Source organism: Timaviella obliquedivisa GSE-PSE-MK23-08B (assembly GCA_019358855.1).
Lineage (GTDB): Bacteria > Cyanobacteriota > Cyanobacteriia > Elainellales > Elainellaceae > Timaviella > Timaviella obliquedivisa.
In genome coordinates, this window is sequence record JAHHII010000027.1 from 1 (window position 1) to 21,160 (window position 21,160).

The window sequence follows — 21,160 nt, forward strand, 5'->3', positions numbered from 1 at the left end:
CAGTAGTCAGATTGCTGGGATATGCTTTACTCATATTGCTTTCTCGGTGCTGCGTGCTTTCTATTCGCAGCTTACACTGAGAGAGCTTTTTTACCGACTAGCTGACTTTTCAAACATCCTCTTAGAATTAGATCGGCAACTGGCTTGGCTGTTTCATGAAATCCAAGGGGTTGAGCAACAATGTGAGATCTTCATTTCAGATAACTGCTCCACCGATGGCACTCCCGAAATTATTCAAAAGTGGCAAGCAGTCTTCACTAATACCTCATTTACAACTAACCGAAACCTCGAAAACATATTTGGAGTTCCTAACTTAGCGCTTTGTTTGCAAGCTGCAAAGGGAAAATTTGTTTGGACAATTGGTGATGATGATCGAATTAAACTTGGAACGCTGTCTCACGTCTTAAACTTACTGAAGCAGAATCCAGATCTGGCTATGCTTTATCTTAACTTTAATGGGTATGACGAGCGTACCTGTGAGTCGGTGAACGTTAATGATATCCCCGATGATCATTGGTTAGATGCAAGCTTTGCAGCGACATGCAAAAATGGTCAAGCCGTCTTTGAACACTGCATAGAACAAAACTTTGGGGCTGTCATTTTTTTGACTGCAACTATCTATCGCACACAGTTTGTTCAGGAGGCTTTGCGCCGATGGCCAGAAAGTAAGGACAACTGGGGCGGACAAGGCTTTTGGACGGGTTTTTGTGCGACCCAAGGTCAGGTCATGATTACTCCTGACAACTATGTTGAATGTAAGCTTGGAGTCAGCCATTGGCAGCAGGAAGGACTGAATTGGTCAAAGATTGGTCATCGTGATATTCCAGAAGTTTTTCTGAAGCTTGAAGCAAGGGCTGGCTATTCTCGGCAGTTCTGCAAAAAAATGGTATTGAAGAACTACAAAGACATTCAAAGTAAGGTTACTCACATTACTACTCACGTAAAAACATTCCTAAAGTGGCCTCGGGTGGCCGTCTCTTTAGTCTTTCTCCTACTATTTTAGGCTTGCTCAGTTCTTCTTCTAACTCTTATGCTCCAAACAATCAAAAAAGTTATGAGAGATTCTTTAAATTCAGTCGAACATCCCCTATTAAGTTGAGTTACTGCAACATCTAGAATCCTGCCGCTTTGTCGCTCTTCAGAACCAAGAAGTCGGCGATCGTGGCAGCTTATGGGTAAAAGGGAGTTTACATGACATCTTTAAGCAGCCCTTAACGCAAGGGCAACGCTGATTCCCTACTCGGAATGGCAGTCTTGCCCTTGCCCTGCTAGAACTGTTGTATTTGAAAACACGCAAACCGTTTTCACCACGGCAAGTCTTGGTAGCTACCGCGTTCTGTCACCTTTTGAGTTCGTCCCTTAGCAAATTCTCTGAATCCAGAGTTTTGTGCGTAGGAGCATGACCAAACCTTTGTTAGACCGGAGCCTACGGCGTAAAGCCTGAGGGAGGATAGGGCGTTGGAGCTATGCTAGCTCCATTAAATACTGTCCATTTCCATTAATTTCACCATCGCAACTGGCAAAATTAGACCCAAGCCAAATCAAATAAAATCGCCAGATGCGACGAAATTTGTTGTAGTCCATGCCGTAATCTAGCGTTTTCACTTCCGCCTGACTGTCATCAAAATTCTTTAGCCAGTTAGCAAAAGTTTTGGAATAGTTGATGCCGTTGAGATACCATCGCTGCACCGTTTTCAGGTCTTGATTGCAGCTAGGCACGGCATCGAAATTCCAGTAGCGCCCGTGGGGGAAAATGTACTTGTGGGTATAAACGCTGGAAATATTATTGGGCGTGCGGACGGTGATGATATGAATAAATACTTTGCCCTGGGGCTTTAAGAAAGTAGCAAGTTTCTTGAAGGCTTGGGTTAAATTGCCGACATGACAAAAAACGCCAACGGAAAGAATTTTGTCGAACTTTTCGGGAAATTCTGCTTCGTTTAAATCTCCTTCAAATAGGGTGAATCTACCCGAACTGAGGTGGCTTTCGGGGTCTTGCATTTTCTGCCGTATATACTCGCACTGTTCATGGCTGAGGTTTAAACCTGTGAACTGCACGTTGGGAAACTTAGACATAATATAATTCGGCACACAGCCCCAACCGCAGCCAAAATCTAAAACGCGATCGCCATCTTCAATTCCTAGTTTTTCAATCAGGTCATCAAGCATCTGAATTTGCGACTGCTCTAAATTCTCCGCCCCTCGCTCCCAAAGCCCCATACTGTACTTAGGGTAGATGACAGGACTATCACCCAGCATTCGATTAAGCATTCCTTGAGGCAGATCATACTGAAGCTGCATTAACTCTCTGGAACCTTCTGCCAGGTGGTCGGTTTCAGTCAAAACCCACTCGTAGGGCGCTAAAAGCGCAGGAAAATGTTTAAAAAACACAGGCATACAGGTGTCAAAAAGCGATCGTAAAACCGCATCGGGCACCTCTAACCCGTTAATATAAGCCTCTGCTACCGACATTTGGACAGCATTAACCGCCTTCACCGCGCCACGTGTTGCAGTATAGGCTAGAGAACTCTTACCGTGAATATTGCCTGTTAATGGAATGTGCCGTTGAATTGTTTGTCCGATGGATGTTGCAGTCATACACCAATCTCCCGTATTTGATAAAGGGTTTGGGTCAGATAATGCAGAAAAAACCAGCTTTAGACTATATTTAAGCCTATTTGGTGACTGGTGCAATTTCCCTCCATCAAACTTAACTAGCGAACGTTGCTGAATGAAAGTATGAATTTGTTTGAAGCCCCTTTCCTTCAGGAGAGGGGTTGGGGGAGAGGTCTATCTAGCCGCGTTGTCTGGCTTAACCTAACCTCTAGCCCTTTCCCTAAAAGAGTAGGGAAACCGGATTTTCAGACTGCAATTCAGCAACGCTGATTCCTTATTGCTTTATTTTCTTAATTGAACTGTGGCGGCAACTCACTGGGCGAGAGTGTGCTGCCATCCGTCGGCTTTGGCGTATCTAAACTAGGTGCTGCTCCTGCATCGGTGGCGCCATCTGCCCCTGCCTTACCGCCTGCGCCACCAGCAGCTGATTGCCCTTTATCTGCACCTGCCGCAGGCTGAGCTAAGGTTGGATCAAACGTTTCAATAGTCACCGATCGCGCCACCTGTTGCCCCGCCGAATTAGTGACTTGCAACGTTACGACTACGGTTCCTGGCTTTGGGGCTAATGGAAAAGGAATAGAGCCTATTACTGCCACGGCTCCAGGTACAGGCAGAAGTTCTACCTTTGTCCCGGCATTATCCTCCGCTTGCCAAGAAAAAGTTAGGCTAGGAGTCGGTTGTCGTGGACTAACCGGAATAATGTACTTAGGCATCGCCTCCTGACCGTTCACCCGGAAGGTAAAAATTTGAGGTAAACGCGGTTCCACTTTAATAGCTGCTGTTTTCAGCGTAATCGGTTTCTCGGGAGGAAGTCCTTTAGGAATAACCGTTAAATCAAACGTCCGATCGCCCACCTTACGATCGCCCGTTCCCACATTTTTACAAACCAGTTGTTCCTTCACAACACAATATTTTTTCAGATCATTCGGAACACCTTTCACAAAGCTATAGGTCTTTAACGGACTCATCATCGCTCCTTCTGCATCATGTCCAATAATTTGGATCGCCTTAATCTGCTTTGGATGAGCGATCGTCCAATTCAAGCGCACCTCATGGGGTTGATTGCCCTGGGCATCGGCTGGCGATTTCTTAATGGGTAGCAGGTTTGCGGGGTTAGGAGACGCTTTAGAAGCCGTTGCCGCTAGGACGGGCTGCTTCTTAGGGGGAGCCTGCTGATAAACAGGCTGAGTTGAAACAAATTCAAGAATCTCAGGCAGCGGAATCGGCGCGATCGCCACCGGAACCGTTTGAGCAGTAGCCGCAATGACCCGGCGATCGCGCGGGAGCAAATTCATGGTGAAAATATAGTTGCCCGATCGCTTCGCATCTGTGCGCACATTTCGACAGGTCAAAACCTGTTGCGTTTCCAAACAAAACGGGCGTAACGGTGCCGGAATGCCCTGGCTCAGGTCATAAGCCTGGGGTCTGCTGATTACCTTGCCTTTGTCATCTTGACCTAAAATTTCCAGCGACTTTAACTTTTCAGGATGAGTAATTTGAAACGCCAATCGGACAAAATCACCATTCTCTGCCGAGTATTCAGTCTCCTCTGGTTCAAACTTAAGAATTCTGGGTGCAACGGGCGGACGAATAAAATTTGACCAGATTAGCCATGCTAAAAATAACAGACCCGCCATGCCCACTAACACAAATGGGAAAATTTGCCAGAACGGTCGCGCCTGCCACAGAATGAATCCTCGTAGCGGCACTTTTGTTAAAGGATGCTCTTGGGGATCGGCAAGGTCAACGTTGAAATTGAGCAGTTGTCCACCGCCAAAAACCGGACGCTTCCAGGGGTCGAGGGGCTTCACCCAGAGTTGACTGCTAAGCGTTTGATGCGGTTTGAGATGAAGCTGAGGCGGTTCAAAGGTGTACTCGCAGCGATCGCCCCCATCTAGCTTAGTAATATCAAAAACAATTTCTCTAGGGGTGTTGCCGTTATTGCTAACCTGAATTGAAAAAAGCCCCGGCTCTTGTTTCACCTGGCTAATAATCGTTTGCAAATCGACTTGGACTTGATAAATAGGCTTGACCTGCAAATAAATCAGATCCATTAACGCCAGATTAGGACTATTTTCTGAATGCAGCCGCAGCGTCGGCACATAGTTCCCTGCCAGCGCATCCACAGGCAACTGCAACATCATTAGAATTAATCCCTGTCCCCCCGGATTGAGATCGAGACTGTCGGACTGAATCCCCAATCCTTGCCCCTGGGAACTCTGCGGATAGATAATGTTGATCCACTCAGCAGGTAGATCGGCACAGGTTAACCGAAACCGATCAACGCGATCGCCCCGATTATGTACCAATATTTGAAACTGCTGTACGCCTCCAGGTTGGGCGATCGTAGGCTTTACACTCGCTGTCAGCGGCTGCACTCCAAAGGTCGGATCACTAACCCGCACAGTATCCTGAACAGGCGGCAACACCTGAAGTTTTTGCGAGTAACGAATCGGGGTATCTTCGGGATAATGCTGTGGCGCATCTACAATTAACAAATAGTTGAAAGTTCCTGGCAACGCATCCACCGGAACCTGAAAACGAAAGACTACCTCAGCACTTTGTTTCGCACCCAGCGCCAACCGTTCTTGGGCACAGCGACACCATTGCCGCAACGTGGGCGATAAATCATCAATAAAGACATCAATAACAGCGCTTTGATTGCCCTTATTCCGAATTGTTACCCCCAACTCAAACGTAGACCCTGGCGTAACGGTATCATTCCCCGCAGAATTTAGAATGATCGCCAGTGGCTTCCCCGGCTCTGCTGCCCTTGGAGGAGCAAATGAATCCTGTTGCAGTGCAATTAACGAATGATAATGGCGAGTTTGATTAATCTCAATCGTTTCAACAAATCCTCGACGCACCAAGTCTTCTAAAATTAGGTGCAAATCCGCCTCAGACCGCTGCGTACCCGCCACCACTTCAGAAAACGTCAGAGTTCCTTGCTCCAGCATCCACGCCAACGTTTGCCGCTGGGCGTCGGGAAGCCTGAGCACTTCTGCCATATTGAGATCTTCGATCGCCGAGGTGAATTGTTGGCTGGTCATAGATTCGTTTTGGGGGTTAACTACACTTCGGGTTTAAATCCTGCGCTTGATATAGCTTGACGCGATGATCATCGCCGCCACTCACAACTAATACTTTCTTGTCAACACGCACCACGTCAACAGCATTCATAGGTTGAGAAGATTGAGCTAGTGATTTACCATCCAATACTTGATTAGTACGATTATCCAATGTCCATAGCATGACTCGTCCATCTTCTCCAGCACTAGCTAAATAGCAAGCATCAGGACTGAACGCAACCGACTGCACAGGTTTGCCCTGATGTCCTGTCGTCCATTCATCCACCAGTTCACAGGGCTTATCAGTGGCTAGGCAATTGTGTAGGTTCCAGAGGCTAATCTTGCCCTGATTGTCAGCAGTTGCGAGCAGTTCTGGATGATGTTCAGGGGCAGCAACACTCAGGATGTAATTTTCTTTACCTCCTGATGAGTAGGGTAAAGGTGTGAGGGTGTCCTGTTTAAAGTTCCAAAGCATAAGCCGATTGAACCTTCCAGCGATCGCCAAACTCTCTTCCTGTTTCCCGACTAGTGCCATTGAATTAATAGCGAAATCTAGTTTCTTTTGTCGTAAAAAAGATGGATTATCAGTTTGTTGATTAGCAGTATCGCCTGTCAAATCCCACTGCAACACTAAGCCACTGCCATGTCCGCTGTAGAGCGATCGCGAATCTTGGGCAAAGCGAATATCAAACACCCGATCGTCTTTTTTATGAAAGAAAGAAGATTGCAGCTTGCGAGTTAGTAAATTAGAAATCTGAATCTGTCCATTTTCAAAACCATCTGCAATTAAATCATTATCCACAGGACGATATCGCACCACGCGAATTGCTTTATCCGCACGGTTAACAATTCCTTCCGAGATCAGGCGCTCACCCTTAACTTGCCACCGTCGAATTGTTTCATCATCCGAAGCACTAACCACTTCAGTTGCCAAGCCATTAAACTGAACTGCATTAACAGGAGCCTGATGTCCACTCTTTAATAAAGCTGGAATAAACAGCGCTAACATCAGCATGAGCAAGAACAGCAGTTGTAAAAACCAAGGCACAATCGGCAGAACCTTTAGTCGCAAAGTTTGGGTATTGTTGCGAACCTCTAAGCCAGGCTCAGCCAGCATTGCCTTGACTTGTAATACAAGCTGATGCGACCAGCCCACATAAGGACGAGGATGACGAACTTTGAGTTGAAGTGTATTTGTTTCACCAATATTTAAAACTGCGTTTTCAGGCGTTACTTCTAACCGACTTCGCAGACGAGCCTGAGCTTTTTGGCGACCCCTTGCGGGTATCTCGAAGAGCGCGCCCCCCGCTAACAACAAGCTCTGAACCGACACATCTTTCTGCTGCACATCAACTGTAACGGTCTGCTGCAAATTACTCTGGTTATCCAATTCCAGCGTATAGATAGCAGAATCTGCGCGACGATTTTTCCACCAGCCTCTTGTCGCCGGAATCCTCTGCCGAAGGGGATGACAGCGGAAATCAACATAGCCCAACGGCATCACCGTCAACACTGCCTCTACCTGTGCTGGCGCTGCCTGTGGCTGACGCGCTTCAATAATGAACTGATAAATCTCGCTGGGCGCTTGAACTGGAGAAGGCAACAGACATAGTAAAATCGTCTCTAATTGACCATTCGGTGGAACTTGAATGCGACGCTCTCCACCATCTACCATCCACGCTAGCTCTAACCCCAAAATCCGCAAACTAACATTCGCCGAATGACGGTTCAGGTTATAAATGGTGACTGGCATTTCAATTAGATCGCCTGGCACACCCTGAAATTTACGCGAAGGCAACTCTAACCGAGGCGAAAGCACCCCTGTTCCTTCTACCAGTAAATTCAATACCTGCCGATCTTCGTCACGCAAGTCCAACGAAAGTACCCGAATCGTCAATGTCATTGTTCCGGCAAACCCGCCCGGTACAGGCGGCACATCGATAATTGTGACCGTAAACTGGGTGCGATCGCCCCCCGGAATTTTTGCCGAAACATCGGGAGCCAACCGATACCAATAGTTTGCGTGAGCTTCTACCCCCGAAGCCGCCACTTCTAGCTGAAACGTAGAAAACTCAGTGCTATTATTGGTCACCACGACATCAAAACTAGCCGTAGAACCTGGCTTATATTTGAGCGTCTGAGTAGAAAGAACTGTGGTAATCAGTTTAGACATGGGGGAAATGCCAATAGGAGAAAAAAGCGTATCTAAATACAGGGCAATATCAACGTTAAACCGAAACTAATTGCTTACGCTTCCAAGCAAAATGTAGGATGTTGATTCCTAACTCTTGTGCTGCTCGTATCGTCTCTCTTGGCAGCATCAGTCCCTCCGTTAATGCCCAAGCTTCACTCAAATCACCAATCACCAAAACAATGCCACCCCAAGCTAAAATTTCAATTGGCATTCCATGGATCACCGGAAACTGAGCAAACACAAACGGCTGCGATCGCAGCGGATGATGGCGATCTAACGATCTCAGATCATCTTCCAATTCAACTCTTGAGTCATCACCCGCATCGTGCCCCAGATCATGTCGTGAAGCATCATGAATTGCAAAACTAATTTGTTCGGCTAAAGTTTTAACGGGTTGAGCGATCGTCTCCAACAGATCCTGCAAACTTGTCTCAACCTCCGCCAATTCTGCCTCAACCTGCTGCTGTTCTGCCTCCAAGCTCACATCTCTACGAACTGTTGCCAATGCTTGTTGTAGCTCTTGTCGGATTAGTGCCAGCTTAAAAAAGCGAGTATGCCCTAACGCATTGACCAATACTGTACCCCCTGAAGCCAAATGCTGTTTCAGATTTTCCAGAGTCAGATCGTCAAACGTTAGCTGATTGGAGTCCAACGTTAGCAAATCGGCGGTCGAATCTCCAGTTAAAGCTGTTTGTGCCACAACTGCGCCCAGCCCCGGATATAGAGCAGGCAACGATCGCACCAATTCTGCCCAACGCTCTGGCGCAGATTCCGCCCCGTTCACCTGCGCTACACTCACCATTCCTAAAGGACGCGCCTGCACCTGCTGCCGATACCGTAAATCTACATGATTAATACTCGGAGAAAACACATCAGCATTCTCCTCCAAACACACACTTCCTGTCTGAATGACAATGCGGCATAGCTCTACCTCTAACGCATCGGGTGGAGTCGTTTTCTCATCAATTCGGAACGTCTCCTGCACCAACTCTGGCTCTACAGAACGTTGAAGGCGATCGGGATCAACATAGCTCAGCACCAAATAAATTACCGCCGTTCCCGATCGCGGCGGCTCCGAAGCTAACCGATAAACGATCGCTTCCGGCACAATAATCGGATTACCCAATGTATCGATCGCTACCCCCGGCTGTACCTTTAACCAGCGGCGATCGCGGTACTGCGCTGCAAATTCCTCTGGTGCAGCTACCACACCCACCTTCAACCCACACACAATTCCCGGCTGATGCAACGACTGATAATGAACATTCTGGCGCTGTCGATGATACTCATGCGCCACCCGCCAACGCTCCGCCGTTAACAGCAAACCATCAGTTACTTGCAGTCGTTCTAGCGGCAGCGTTCGAGGAGAAGAATACATAAGAGGCACAAAATATAATGTTGTTCAGATAACATTGTCTAGATGATTCATTCAATTCTAATCATCTACTCAAAAAGAGCTTATCCCAACCCCCTCCAGAGCAGCACCCACTCTTTGTCGTACCCCAATTCTCAAATCATACGTACAAAAAGCGGGCTTCTCTTGTGCAATTATCGATCGCACCAACTGTTCATTAATCTGTTCCAAATCATCTAAATAAATTTGAACACTAAAGTGGTAAGGTCGCCCCCCTCCTAACGTCGCATCTTCTCCTACCCGAGCCTCTCCCACAATAAACCCCCGATGGAATGACTCCGATATACTAATGTGCCTATCTTCTTCACGCACACAATCATCATCTAGCGGTAAACTCGTGGCTAGGTGTAGGTAAAACCGCAGCCCTCTCCGCGTTCCTCGCCATCGATAAATCTGCATGGCATTCCGAATCAAATCTCGTTGTCGATTCAATGGTAAATAGGATTGCGGTGTCCAGCCCACCCAATGCGCTAGAAACGGCAGCATTCCTTGAGGAGCCGTAATCGGATCAAGATATGCCCACAGCGTATCTAAAGAATTTACCGCTGGTTCAAACGCCTGCTCAAAAATCTTCAGAAACCGCCCCACAAAATCAAGCTCTTGATAAATTGAGGGCAGAAACTTAGCATACAAACTTCGAGGACGTAAATGCAGTCTAAACGAGGCAAATTCAACCTGTCGCCGCCCCGTAGCTGGCTCAACCGAATAGACTACTAAGCGACCCTGATAATCTAACTTCAGCGTCGGATTTTCCCCATGTTCCCCATGCTGCTCAAAAAAGTCAGCCGCAATTTGAAAATGCAGCACTGCATCCATCTGCCGTCCCGCTAGAATCTCCGTTCCCTCCGTGCCAACGGAACACCAATTGGACGGAAAATCCCCTTCCACTTGCAGCGATAGCTCCAGGCGATCGCGCTCCAAATTTTTAATCTGCACCACCATTTCGCTCGGTTCACCCGGATACAGCAGCAGACTCAGTTCTGGCGGTGCATCGATCGCCCCAGAAGTCGCCCCCAGAGACGTCTCAGTCCCCGTTCCTGAAAGGGCACCTGCCACCTGCATGGGAGTTAACTGAAGGCTAAAAGACTGTCCCGGTCTGGTCTGAGCCATATTCCTTCTCCCTTAACTAATGAGGCTAATCGCATGACCCGATCGCAACTGCGCATCTGCCCACGAACAAATCAAACCGTTAGCACCCGGATTAACAATGCCTTCGGTGGAAAGCGATCGAACCCAGCCATTTTCCTGTCGCCGCAACTCAAACAGCAACACCGCACCTAGGTACCGTACTCCTGTTGTCCGTTGAATCAACGTAATAATATCCGAAGGATAAACCGCAGAACCAAAAGCCCAACCCGTGCCTTGAGCGCCGCCAGTTAGTGGATTGAGAAACCGATAAAGCGCGACTCGCAGGCTTCGCAAAATCTCCTGCTGTGCCTGGGGATGATTATATTCCGGCTCTAAACCCACTTCAGTTTGTACCGCCACTCCGACATATTCGGGTTCCGAAAGCTGAACTTGAATGCCTAGCAATCGCCGTTCATCCAGGTATTCCAAAACCTGTTCTTTCATTTGGGGTAAGATCATTAACTGAGCCGGATCAATCCCATCCCCCCGCTCAACTCCGTCCCGACTCACCTGCGGTACAATCAGAAGCTCCACCCGTCCAGGATGCTCTTTCGACTGCTGGCTGGGGCACAGTACACGGGCGATCGCCCCTCGCGCTCCTTGCAAGGTCAATGCTTCAAAATCTTCAGGCGTAACAGCGCGATCGCGGGTTCGTAACATCCGAGGCACGCGAATCACCGCATCATCCAATGACTCAGCATCTGCCCCATTCCTAGCCGCTGCATGATTGGTTGCCCTCGCCACATAAGGCACCGCCGACTTCAGCGTACGCAACGTATGACGCTGGACATTGCCCTTCTGTCCGCCCCCTGTACGATACGCCACCATGCGCAGCATCGCCCCCCGCGACGGCACCGCCCCATACTGCCGCTCTGTCATAGTCTCACCCATCAGGGCGATCGCCGATTCGCCCCCAATCTGGATCCTGGCACGGATCTGAACATTTTCTTTTAACTGAGCAGGTTCCCGAATTAAAGGACCAAACTGAAGTAGCCCCGTCTGAGAATCGATCGTATAATGTCGATCTTCCACCGTCGAATCTGCAAAATCATTCACCTCCTGCCAAATTTGGGGCAATCCGTGAGGCGGTATGATCAATAAATGTTCGCCTTCCTGACGCGGCAAAATGGGCACTCCCTGAATTGAAAAGTTTTGCCCTGGTGTGCCATCACTTTCCCCAATTAATTCATCCCGGATCAGCTTGCACTGACTCGCACTTACCGTTCCACCAATCGATCGCACTGCCAGTTTCATAATCTGCGGTGAACTACTATATCCCGATGATCGGCTGCCAATATTACTATTCTCAGGCAACACGTAAACGCAACGAACCCACCGTCCCTGATACGTTGCAAAGTATTCTACTGGGAATTGTTGAGGCAAGTGCAATACCACATCTGCCGCTTGCACTGCCGAGGGTTGAGCCGTACCACTAAAGCTAAATCCGCGCGTGCTATCATCCGTATTATTGATTAACGCAGATTGCCACTTTTGCCCATCCCAAGCTTCCCATCGTAAAGGTGGGTAATCAGGGTTAATTCCTGTTGAAGTTGCCGCTTCACCCCCGACTGTCAAAGCAATCACATTCCCTTCAATCGACTGAGTCGGATCGAATCCAATATAGAAACAATTTCCGGGTTGAGGCTGTTCACTAAAGATGGGTTGTTCGCGTCCTTCCCAGTGTCCATCGTCATGCTGTGTCCATAAATTAGTAAAGCGATCGCGCATTGCTCTCGGTACAATTTCTGCTGTCTCTGCCGTTAGAAAATGACTGACTACAGGTTTAGCAATGGTCAACGCTCGATCAGTACTAAATCCGATCGTCTCTCCATCCTCCATTCGTTCTGTTGTAACTTCAATGCCACCAGGAATTTGATACGTCGAAGGTAATGCCGTAGTCAGATAAAAAGTAATATCGGCTTGAGCCGGGGTTGGGGGATGTAGTCGAATTCCCAGCAGTTCTAAAAACGCCACATAGTTCCGTCGAGGCACCTGGTTGAACCGCTGCAACATCTGCTCAGTCATCCAAGCAAATAGCTCAACCAACGTAATGCCCGGATCACCCGGATTAAAATTTGTCCACTCTGGGCAGTAGCGCGGAATTCGCAGAATGCACTCATCAACAAGATCTTTAAAGGAGCGATCGTCAAGATCTGACTTCGGTAACTTCGGCAAAAAATCAAATTCCACAATTACCCCGCTGATGGCAACAAATAAAAGGGATAAACTAAACTGCGCGGATCATGTCCACCCTTACAGTGATAGTGAATGACAATATCAACCCGTCCCTGCGTTGGATCTGGATCAGCCCGCACTGCATCAAGTTTAATGCGCGGCTCCCACGTTTCTAACGCATCCTGCACATGCAAGCGAATCATCAGAAGCGTCTGAGTATTCATGGGTGCAAAGGTTAATTCTGATAACCGTGAACCAAACTTAGGGCGATGAATTCGCTCACCTAAGCTAGTTCGCAGAATAATCTGAATTGATTCCTCCACATTGCGAATTGTTCCACTCAACTGCAACCCGCCCTGCACGTTCACCTTTAACGGGAACCCCCATCCTTGCCCAAGATGATGTGGCTGATCATTTGTCTTTGACATAAAATCCGCTCAACAAAGCCGTCACTAATGCCGCTACTGTAGCGAAGCAGAGGATAGAGAACTATTCGCCAAAAGTCGAGTCCAAAGTTAAGTCCAGCATTATCTCTGCCATACTCTGGGCAGGCAGCCCGATCGCCCTAAATAATGCTGTCGCAACAAATCCCAAACCTGAGTGAACCGCTGCCTTGCCTCTGTCGTAGAATTGCCCCGATACCGACACAGAAACCCATTCATTAGACGAGTTACCCCCATGTCAGCCGCCGGAAAATCCGTAGCATCTCCCTCAGCCAAACGCGATCGCACCTCCGCCACAAACTCCGGCGATACCTCCCGCCCCACAAACCCAAAACTTCCCACCACCGCACACCCTGACAGCCCATGGGCGCTCCACAACATTTCACTCCCTCCCACCAGCCACTGAGGATCAACCCACAGCAATTGCCCCGCCTGCCAAACTTCTAGATGCGATCGCCATTCTCCCGACAAAAACTGTTCGCCCCTGGCGCTCCGCCCTAACCTGGTAATATCCCAACCTAACCAAGTTGCCCCTGTCTCCAGTTCTACCCGCACCGCCTGACGATATCTAGCCCCATCAAAAATAATTGTTTCTTGAGGCAACCATTCTAAACCCGCATTCTCAGCAACTTGAACATGAATGACTTGATTAGATTCCTGATCGCTTCCATAAACTTTAGTCGCCGCTGCCGTTGTCAGTAAAACTTGGGCATTAGGATGCAGACGAATCTGGCTAGAGAGACGATCGCCCCCCACAATTCCCCCAGCCGTATGCAGCATCACGCCATGACAAATGCTTTTCCCTTCAGGATAAAACGGTCGTTGAATCTTCAGAGGCGCTTGCATTAAACTGCGGCTCAAAATGGTCTCACCCTCGCGATGACCAAACTCTAGTTGTAAATTTCCCTGCCAACCTGTCGGTTTAGAAGAATCTATCAATCTCATTCTCAATTCAACTGCATCGCTACTTTAAAGATACTCTCCGCAGGCTTTTGGGCAATCGTTTCTTCCCAGCACTTAGCTATAAATACAAATCGTCGTTGAAGAGTTTAGAAACTGTGTAAGGACAATTGGCTGGAAACGTCTCTCGCCCTAATCCAGTTTCAGCAGCAGCTAGCTTGCAAGCATTTTGGTACGATCGCGGCAACTCATTCTCTACGTAAACCTTAAGGCTGGGGCTATTAGCCAGTAAGGTTTGAATGCGCAAATGCTGCTCCGCTATGGTAAAGCGCCTCAAAAAACGTCCTTTCTAAGCGGGTGATGGGACTCGAACCCACGACATTCAGCTTGGGAAGCTGACGTTCTACCACTGAACTACACCCGCACGCAGTCTATTAGCATAGCGCATTTACTCGTCATGCATACATTCATGACGCAACCCCCTACAAAAATGCGATCGTCCCCAACTTGAGCATCCATCATCAGCAATGGGAACTCTCACTAAAGTGACAATTCTACAGCAGCATCTCATCACCCTGATTGTCTATCGTCTTTTGCCCAACAATATCATCCTCTAAAAACACCAATGTTTAGCGCTACCGAACTTCTAATCAACGACTTTGTTCATAAATTAAAAGAAGGATACCGCCGCACCTACGGAGGATGGAAGCACGACTACGAAGACATTATTGGGTGGGTGGGGTCAATGGCTCTAGAAAACATTGCCAACAGCGATGCCCTCTATCACAACGTTGAACACACTATTTTAGTGACCTTAGTCGGGCAAGAAATTCTCCGAGGCAAGCACATCCGAGAAGGCGGCGTATCTTGCGAAGACTGGCTGCACTTCATCGTCGCGCTAGTATGCCACGACATTGGCTACGTTAAAGGAGTTTGTCAAACCGATAGCAATGGTTGGTATGCAACAGGACATAGTGATGAGCGCGTCACCTTGCCCCCCGGCTCTTCAGATGCCAGCCTAACGCCTTATCATGTAGATCGAGCTAAACTATTTGTTGAAGAACGGTTTGGTCGGCATACCCTAATTGATGCAGAACTGGTCAAGCGAAACATTGAACTCACCCGATTCCCAGTGCCTAATGCCCAAGACCATCAAGATACCGTAAACTTTCCAGGTTTAATTCGCGCTTCTGATTTAATTGGACAGCTGAGCGACCCCCGGTATCTTAAAAAAATTGGGGCACTGTACTACGAATTTGAAGAAACAGGAGTGAGTAAAGCTCTGGGCTACCGCCATCCAGGAGATTTAAGGCAAAACTATCCCAAGTTTTATTGGAATGGAGTGTATCCCTACGTCAAAGATGGGTTGCGCTACTTAGAGTTGACACAGCAAGGCAAACAAGTCATTGCTAATCTGTACTGCAATGTCTTCGTAGTAGAGCATGAGCCTGCTCCCGATGTAGAACTAGGGGTTGCTTAGGTAAATAAAGAACGGAGAGGGAGGGATTCGAACCCTCGGATACCCCTAAAGGCATCAACAGATTAGCAATCTGCCGCTTTCGACCACTCAGCCACCTCTCCAGAGGTTTAAGTTCACTAATAATAGCAGATCTTGTAATTTTGGATTCTAGATTTTAATTTTTAGTCAACTATTTTTAGTTAAATATTTACAGTAGGTGGCATGAATTTAGCAAGGGCAACTATTCTACCCTAATCTGACTTGCTTACTTTCACCTGTGCTACCATCATTATCAATCTCACTATCTACTATACATTCAGCCAAATGGCAAAGGTTCTGGTGTTGAACGCCTCTTACGAACCACTCAACATTACCAGCTGGAGGCGAGCGGTTGTACTGTTGATTAAAGGAAAAGCCGAGCAAGTCGAGCACAATGGCAAGCTAGTGTACTCTGATCTGCCTCTCCCTACTGTCATTCGGCTGCGTCACTATGTGCGAGTTCCTTACAAAGAAATCCCACTGACTCGCCGAAACATACTCCATCGTGATGGTCATTCCTGTCAATACTGCGGCTACTTTGGAGATGATTTGACTTTAGACCATGTCATCCCCCGATCGCGCGGTGGTGGCGAAACCTGGGAAAATATGGCGACGGCTTGTGTGCGTTGCAATGTTAAGAAGGGTAGCCGTACTCCTAAGGAAGCCAACATGCCTTTGCGGACGCTGCCTCACAGACCCTATAGCGGTTTATACTTTGAAGTCGCAAAACATGTTAAGAGCGGTGTCCATAAAGAATGGCAAAAGTATGTGATAGGAACTTAAGTCTTGGCGCGATCGCGCTTAGTTTCTTTGCAGTAATTTTTATATTCGGATTTCCCTCCTCCGAATCATGCTGATTCTTAAGTTTTTTGCGAAGATCAAGATACTGATCTACTGAGCTTATCTGTACGCTGGTCTGAAATAAGATTTAACCGAGATAATGACTCAGTTTCTCGATTAAGACAAAAATATGAAATTGGATTCGCTTCAGTCTGATGAAGGTTTGCGGCTCACTACACCCTCTACTATTCCGGGAGCACTTTTGACTGTGGCGCACCCGATGCCGGATGATCATTCGATGGAGATTGAGTCTATCAGAATAGGATCGGGGCAAGGAGCAGCAGGACTGTCGAACAGACGATTGGTAGAGCAAAAGGTAGATGCCCTACGACAAGTTTTAGAGAAGCGAGAGGGCGATCGCCAGCTTGTGATCTTGCAAGATTTTCCTGATCCCGATGCTTTATCTTGCGCTTGGGCTTATAAGCTAATTGCTCAGCAATACGAAATTCATTGCGATATTGTCTATGCAGGCATGTTGAGCCATCAAGAAAATATTGCGTTGGTGAAACTAACAGGGTTACCCGCCCAGCGTTGGACATTGCAGTCAGCCAAGGAGAAGCTTTCGGCTTACCAAGGCTGCGTTTTTGTGGATAACCAAGGCACGACGACGCAGCTTATGGCGCTGGTTCAGCAAGCAAATTTGCCTATTGTGGCAGTGATAGATCACCATAGCTCCCAAGACGATCTCAAGCCTCAGTTTCTTGATATTCGCCCTCAAACCCGGGCAACGGCAACCATTTTTACTCACTACCTGCAAGCCGGATTGCTCAAGCTTGATAGCAACAATAGTGAGCATATTAAATGCGCTACAGCCCTGATGCATGGGCTACGCTCTGACACCAATCGGCTGATGCAGGCGCAGGAAGAAGACTTTATGGCGGCGGCTTATCTCAGCCGCTTCTATGATGCTCAACTTTTGAATGCTGTGCTGCAAGCTTCTCGCTCTAAGCGTGTCATGGAAGTGATTGAGCGATCGCTTCGTAACCGGGTTCTGCAAAACAACTTCTCGATCGCTGGAGTTGGCTACTTGCGCTACGACGATCGCGATGCCATTCCTCAAGCCGCCGATTTCCTCGTTACCGAAGAGAACGTTCACACGGCTGTCGTCTATGGCATTGTCCGCGATGAAGACGAAGACCTAGAAATCGTCATTGGTTCCCTTCGCACCAATAAGCTCACCCTAGACCCAGACGAGTTTATTAAAGAAGCATTTGGGCAAGATGCCCAAGGACGCTTTTTTGGCGGTGGGCGATCGATGGCAGGTGGCTTCGAGATCCCCATGGGTTTCCTCTCTGGCTTCAACGAAAATCAAGACTACACCCGCATTAAATGGGAAGTCTTTGATGCCCAGATTAAACAGAAGCTTTTTAGATTGGTCAACCCCCAGTAAAGACAGGCGCAGCAAGCTCAAACGAAGTCTAGGACGAGGATCACTAAAGGAGAAATTCATGGCAGCCACAGAACTTCGACAAAAACTGACGTTTGAGCAATACCTGGAACAGTGCCCCGAAGATGGGCGCTATGAGTTAGTCAATGGAGAATTGGTGAGAATTTTAGCGACTAGACAACATGAGGACGTAGCAGATTTTCTAACTGATGTTTTAAAGGACGAAGACAAGCGATCGGGTGAGCAATACAAGGTTTCTGCTCGAATTGCCTTAGCCACGAGGAATAAAGTAGGAAATGACCAAGGGCGACATCCGGATGTTGGTGTCGTCAAAAGAGAGGTATGGCGGTCGAATCGTTCTGCATACACTGCTTTCCGAGATGCAATTCAGCTTGTCATTGAAGTCGTCTCGACCAACTGGGAAGATGATTATATTGATAAACTTGACGAATATCAGCGTCTTGGCATACTCGAATATTGGATTGTAGATTATTTGGCGCTTGGTAGTCGAACTTACTTAGGCAATCCTAAGGAACCTTCTGTTTTTGTCTACACACTGGATGAAACCGGGCAATATCAGTGCCAACGGTTTCAACGAAACGAGCGTATTCCTTCCACTACTTTTCCCGAACTCAACCTCACTGTTGTCCAAATTCTAGAAGCTTAGGCTTTCTGCCACAGCACCAAAACCACACCGCAGACAATAAATCCTAAACCCAGCAACCGCTCAAAGGGAATGGCTTCCTTGAAGATAAAATAGCCTAGCAGTACCGAGAAAACATAGCTTAAGGCGATCGATGGGCCCACAATGCTCAGTTTGACGCGGGTAAGCAGGAGAATGTAAGCGATCGCCCCCATAGCATAAAACGTTAGTCCTACTACTAATTCGGGCGTGGTAGCAATGCTGATAATATGCCCTACTACGTTTCCTGCATTGACCTTACCGAGCTTGAGCGCCCCCGTCTTTAAAAAAAACTGCCCAACAACGCCTGCCACAATGGACATCAGCAATAAACCTAACTCTTGTAATGCCACTACTTCACTTTCCTATGCAGGGGTGTTTTCTAGTTTACGGCAGGGTTCGCCATCAGGAAACAGTGTGTCGATAGTTCGCCAAAATTTCATCCAAAAATAGGCTTTGTAACCTAACCGACTTTCGCTCTTTAGAAGAGCAGCGGTAGACTAGGAACCGAGAATCAGAGAGGAGGCGTTTATGGTCAGCAGGATTCAATATTCCTACACCGATGAACAAATCACAGCATGGTTGCGCGGTTTACTCAGCATTGCTTGGGCAGATGGTCACTTTTCTTCTGAAGAACAAGCGCTGATTACGACCCTGATGGAGCAAGATCTATCTCACACAATTGATTTAGAATCGGCAATCACCATTAGTCCTGCTGAGCTAGCAGAAGTTTTAGGACAAGATGCTCAGATGGCTGAGAACTTTTTGCGGACAGCAGTCATGGTGGCGATCGCCGATGGCACCTACTCTCCACCCGAAGATGAATTGCTTCATCAATTCTGTACTGCACTAAAACAGCAATCCGACGTTTTAGCGCCTCTGCGTCTTACCTTAAGCGATCGCATTAATAGCGCATCTGCCTTATCTCCACGAGTTCTCAACCCTCTGCAAGAGTGGCTCGATCGCCTAGAAGTCCAAGATCCTCGGCTGGCAAGATTCTTGTGCCGAATGATTCCGTCTCAGTGCCCCTTTGAGCGAGATATAACGCTATTTGGTCGCAAGCTTGTTCACATTCCGCCCATGTGCAAAATCAATCCACTCTACGAACAACTGGTGGGGCTAAGGTTTCGGGCATTGTCGTACCTGGCAGACGACTGTCAGGAAGACGTGGCAAAGTACTGTTAAGTCTGAAATAAGTCTGAAATTTTTCAGGTCTGAAATTTTCAGACCTGAAACTAAGTCTGCAAGCTAGCACCTGTTGTTTTGCGGGTAAATGGGTTCCATGTTTCTAGGACTTGGAGTGAAGAACTGAGGAAGCGCGATCGCTTTTCATCACTTAGCCCAATCACCTGCGTAAAATCTGCCCCAGCAATATTCTCCAGCCCTTCAAACTCAGCATCAGTAAAATCTGCCGCCCACAAATCTGCCCCAGCAAAATTTGCCCCATTCATCCGAGCTTCCCGCAGAGAAGCCCCCGTTAAAAATGCCTTGCGCAAATCAGCACTGCTCAGCCTTGCGCCCTGCAAATTCGCCTCTGTTAAATCGGCACCACTCAGGTATGCACCCAAAAGATTCGCCTGTTGTAAGTCGGCATGGCACAGGTTTGCCGTGTTGAGATTGGCACCATTCAGGTTAGCGTAAAGCCCGATCGCCCCTGAAGACTTGAAGTTAAATCCTTCTGCCCAAATTGTTTGAGAGTTACACCGCGCTACCTGAAGCTTTGCGCCTTCCAAGTTGGCACCGCTCAGATCAACCTGCTCTAAGTTGGCACGGAATAAGTAAGCATCTTGCAAGTTGGCTTGGCGTAAATCTGCTCCAGTCAAATCTGCTCCAGTCAAATCTGCCTGAGTGAGATTTGCTCCATTTAAATTCGCCCCCCGCAAATTAGCGCCATCAAGCTGACACCGCTAAGATCCGCATTCTGTAAATCGAGTTTGTGCAGATTACATCGATAGAGATCTGGAGTGGGCGATCGCGTTGAGTTACCCGCAAAGGGTCGCTCCGAGAAATCCTCTAGAGATTTCCCGCTTTGAGCAGGGCTAGAAGTTCAGAGGAAGGTTGCTGAATTGCTTGGCTAATTATGGGCTAGATTGGCTAAATTATGGGCTAAAAATACACAGCAGAATCAGAGTATCTTGCCCTTAGTAGCTGTTTAGGAGAAATCGAAATGACCCGCCGTTCTATCCTCGTGCCGGGTGGAAGCTATACCTTCAACCCCATACCTAGACTATTTTTGAAGACATTCTGCTTTACACCGTCCCTAGCAACCTCAAAAAAATTTTAGAAATAGTGCTAGGAATTTTGCTGTAACAAAAACCAGTACTATAAATGATGGTCACCTGCCCCCAAACTTATGAGCATCGCCAATATTTCAGTCAAAACCATCGATCGCCAAGACCAAACCCTCGCCGACTATTTGGGCAAAGTCGTGTTGATCGTCAACGTGGCATCTCAGTGTGGCTACACGCCTCAATACAAGGGCATGGAAGAGCTTTACCAAAAATATCAGGCACAGGGCTTTGAAATTTTGGCGTTTCCCTGCAACGACTATGGAATGCAAGAGCCAGGGAGCAATGAAGAAATTCAGCAGTTCTGCTCAACCCGCTACGACGTCAGCTTTCCACTGTTCGACAAAGTTCATGCCAAAGGGTCACAGCAACATCCACTCTACGCCGAGCTAACTCAATCGGTAAGCTGACTATCATCTAGAATACATAAAGCCGGGTAAAATAGGGACTAGAAGATAATCGAATTAAACCGATGCCAGTTCCTAAATTTCTCAGTCCGCTCCAACAAGAAAACCTCCAAAATGCCC

Annotated in this window: 17 protein-coding genes, 2 tRNA genes and 1 pseudogene; 7 read left to right on the forward strand and 13 right to left on the reverse strand. The window is 47.7% G+C overall.

The features are described from left to right. On the forward strand, positions 1 to 1,003 hold a 1,003-nt coding region (locus tag KME11_22870), incomplete at its 5' end, for a glycosyltransferase family 2 protein (GenBank protein MBW4518052.1). Between the two features lie 461 nt (positions 1,004 to 1,464). Here the strand turns inward: KME11_22870 and KME11_22875 are convergent. The 10 genes from KME11_22875 to KME11_22920 all read right to left on the reverse strand — a co-directional run bounded on the left by KME11_22875 (position 1,465) and on the right by KME11_22920 (position 14,362). Further along, the gene (locus KME11_22875) at positions 1,465 to 2,598 is read right to left on the reverse strand and encodes a class I SAM-dependent methyltransferase (protein ID MBW4518053.1); all 1,134 of its coding nucleotides are present in this window, start codon (positions 2,596 to 2,598) and stop codon (positions 1,465 to 1,467) included. Positions 2,599 to 2,906: 308 nt separating this feature from the next. Continuing rightward, positions 2,907 to 5,666, reverse strand: coding sequence for a hypothetical protein (locus KME11_22880; protein MBW4518054.1), 2,760 nt, complete (start codon positions 5,664 to 5,666; stop codon positions 2,907 to 2,909). Between the two features lie 16 nt (positions 5,667 to 5,682). Continuing rightward, positions 5,683 to 7,857: a WD40 repeat domain-containing protein gene (locus KME11_22885; GenBank protein ID MBW4518055.1), complete on the reverse strand. Its 2,175-nt coding sequence runs from the start codon at positions 7,855 to 7,857 to the stop codon at positions 5,683 to 5,685. Positions 7,858 to 7,912: 55 nt separating this feature from the next. Next, the gene (locus KME11_22890) at positions 7,913 to 9,256 is read right to left on the reverse strand and encodes a DUF4159 domain-containing protein (protein MBW4518056.1); all 1,344 of its coding nucleotides are present in this window, start codon (positions 9,254 to 9,256) and stop codon (positions 7,913 to 7,915) included. Between the two features lie 69 nt (positions 9,257 to 9,325). Continuing rightward, positions 9,326 to 10,402: a phage tail protein gene (locus KME11_22895; protein ID MBW4518057.1), complete on the reverse strand. Its 1,077-nt coding sequence runs from the start codon at positions 10,400 to 10,402 to the stop codon at positions 9,326 to 9,328. 12 nt (positions 10,403 to 10,414) lie between these two features. After that, positions 10,415 to 12,610, reverse strand: coding sequence for a putative baseplate assembly protein (locus KME11_22900; protein MBW4518058.1), 2,196 nt, complete (start codon positions 12,608 to 12,610; stop codon positions 10,415 to 10,417). 2 nt (positions 12,611 to 12,612) lie between these two features. After that, positions 12,613 to 13,023 carry a GPW/gp25 family protein gene (locus tag KME11_22905; protein ID MBW4518059.1) on the reverse strand — a complete coding sequence of 137 codons (411 nt, stop codon included), beginning with the start codon at positions 13,021 to 13,023 and terminating at the stop codon, positions 12,613 to 12,615. 99 nt (positions 13,024 to 13,122) lie between these two features. After that, complete coding sequence (locus KME11_22910; protein MBW4518060.1) at positions 13,123 to 13,983, reverse strand: urease accessory protein UreD; 861 nt, start codon at positions 13,981 to 13,983, stop codon at positions 13,123 to 13,125. Positions 13,984 to 14,059: 76 nt separating this feature from the next. Beyond that, positions 14,060 to 14,275 carry a DUF29 domain-containing protein gene (locus tag KME11_22915; GenBank protein MBW4518061.1) on the reverse strand — a complete coding sequence of 72 codons (216 nt, stop codon included), beginning with the start codon at positions 14,273 to 14,275 and terminating at the stop codon, positions 14,060 to 14,062. Between the two features lie 15 nt (positions 14,276 to 14,290). Next, positions 14,291 to 14,362, reverse strand: a tRNA-Gly gene (locus KME11_22920). Positions 14,363 to 14,563: 201 nt separating this feature from the next. On the opposite strand from KME11_22920, the gene KME11_22925 reads away from it, so the two are divergent. Then, complete coding sequence (locus tag KME11_22925) at positions 14,564 to 15,418, forward strand: metal-dependent phosphohydrolase (GenBank protein MBW4518062.1); 855 nt, start codon at positions 14,564 to 14,566, stop codon at positions 15,416 to 15,418. Between the two features lie 12 nt (positions 15,419 to 15,430). Here KME11_22925 and KME11_22930 read toward each other — a convergent pair. After that, positions 15,431 to 15,519, reverse strand: a tRNA-Ser gene (locus tag KME11_22930). Between the two features lie 202 nt (positions 15,520 to 15,721). Here KME11_22930 and KME11_22935 point away from each other — a divergent pair. The 3 genes from KME11_22935 (at position 15,722) to KME11_22945 (ending at position 18,330) form a co-directional block, all read left to right on the forward strand. Beyond that, entirely contained in the window at positions 15,722 to 16,219 is a 498-nt protein-coding gene (locus KME11_22935) for an HNH endonuclease (GenBank protein ID MBW4518063.1), read from the forward strand. A gap of 277 nt (positions 16,220 to 16,496) precedes the next feature. Then, positions 16,497 to 17,666: a bifunctional oligoribonuclease/PAP phosphatase NrnA gene (locus tag KME11_22940; GenBank protein MBW4518064.1), complete on the forward strand. Its 1,170-nt coding sequence runs from the start codon at positions 16,497 to 16,499 to the stop codon at positions 17,664 to 17,666. 58 nt (positions 17,667 to 17,724) lie between these two features. After that, on the forward strand, positions 17,725 to 18,330 hold the full coding sequence (locus tag KME11_22945) for a Uma2 family endonuclease (protein ID MBW4518065.1): 606 nt from the start codon (positions 17,725 to 17,727) through the stop codon (positions 18,328 to 18,330). Here KME11_22945 and KME11_22950 read toward each other — a convergent pair. Continuing rightward, positions 18,327 to 18,668: an EamA family transporter gene (locus KME11_22950; protein MBW4518066.1), complete on the reverse strand. Its 342-nt coding sequence runs from the start codon at positions 18,666 to 18,668 to the stop codon at positions 18,327 to 18,329. The genes KME11_22945 and KME11_22950 overlap by 4 nt on opposite strands. A 208-nt stretch (positions 18,669 to 18,876) precedes the next feature. On the opposite strand from KME11_22950, the gene KME11_22955 reads away from it, so the two are divergent. Next, complete coding sequence (locus KME11_22955) at positions 18,877 to 19,530, forward strand: nitrogenase (GenBank protein ID MBW4518067.1); 654 nt, start codon at positions 18,877 to 18,879, stop codon at positions 19,528 to 19,530. A 50-nt stretch (positions 19,531 to 19,580) separates the two neighbouring features. On the opposite strand, the pseudogene KME11_22960 reads toward KME11_22955, so the two are convergent. Further along, a pseudogene (locus tag KME11_22960) lies at positions 19,581 to 20,287 on the reverse strand (pentapeptide repeat-containing protein). 411 nt (positions 20,288 to 20,698) lie between these two features. Here KME11_22960 and KME11_22965 point away from each other — a divergent pair. Continuing rightward, positions 20,699 to 21,043, forward strand: coding sequence for a glutathione peroxidase (locus KME11_22965; protein MBW4518068.1), 345 nt, complete (start codon positions 20,699 to 20,701; stop codon positions 21,041 to 21,043). Positions 21,044 to 21,160 lie beyond the last annotated feature (117 nt).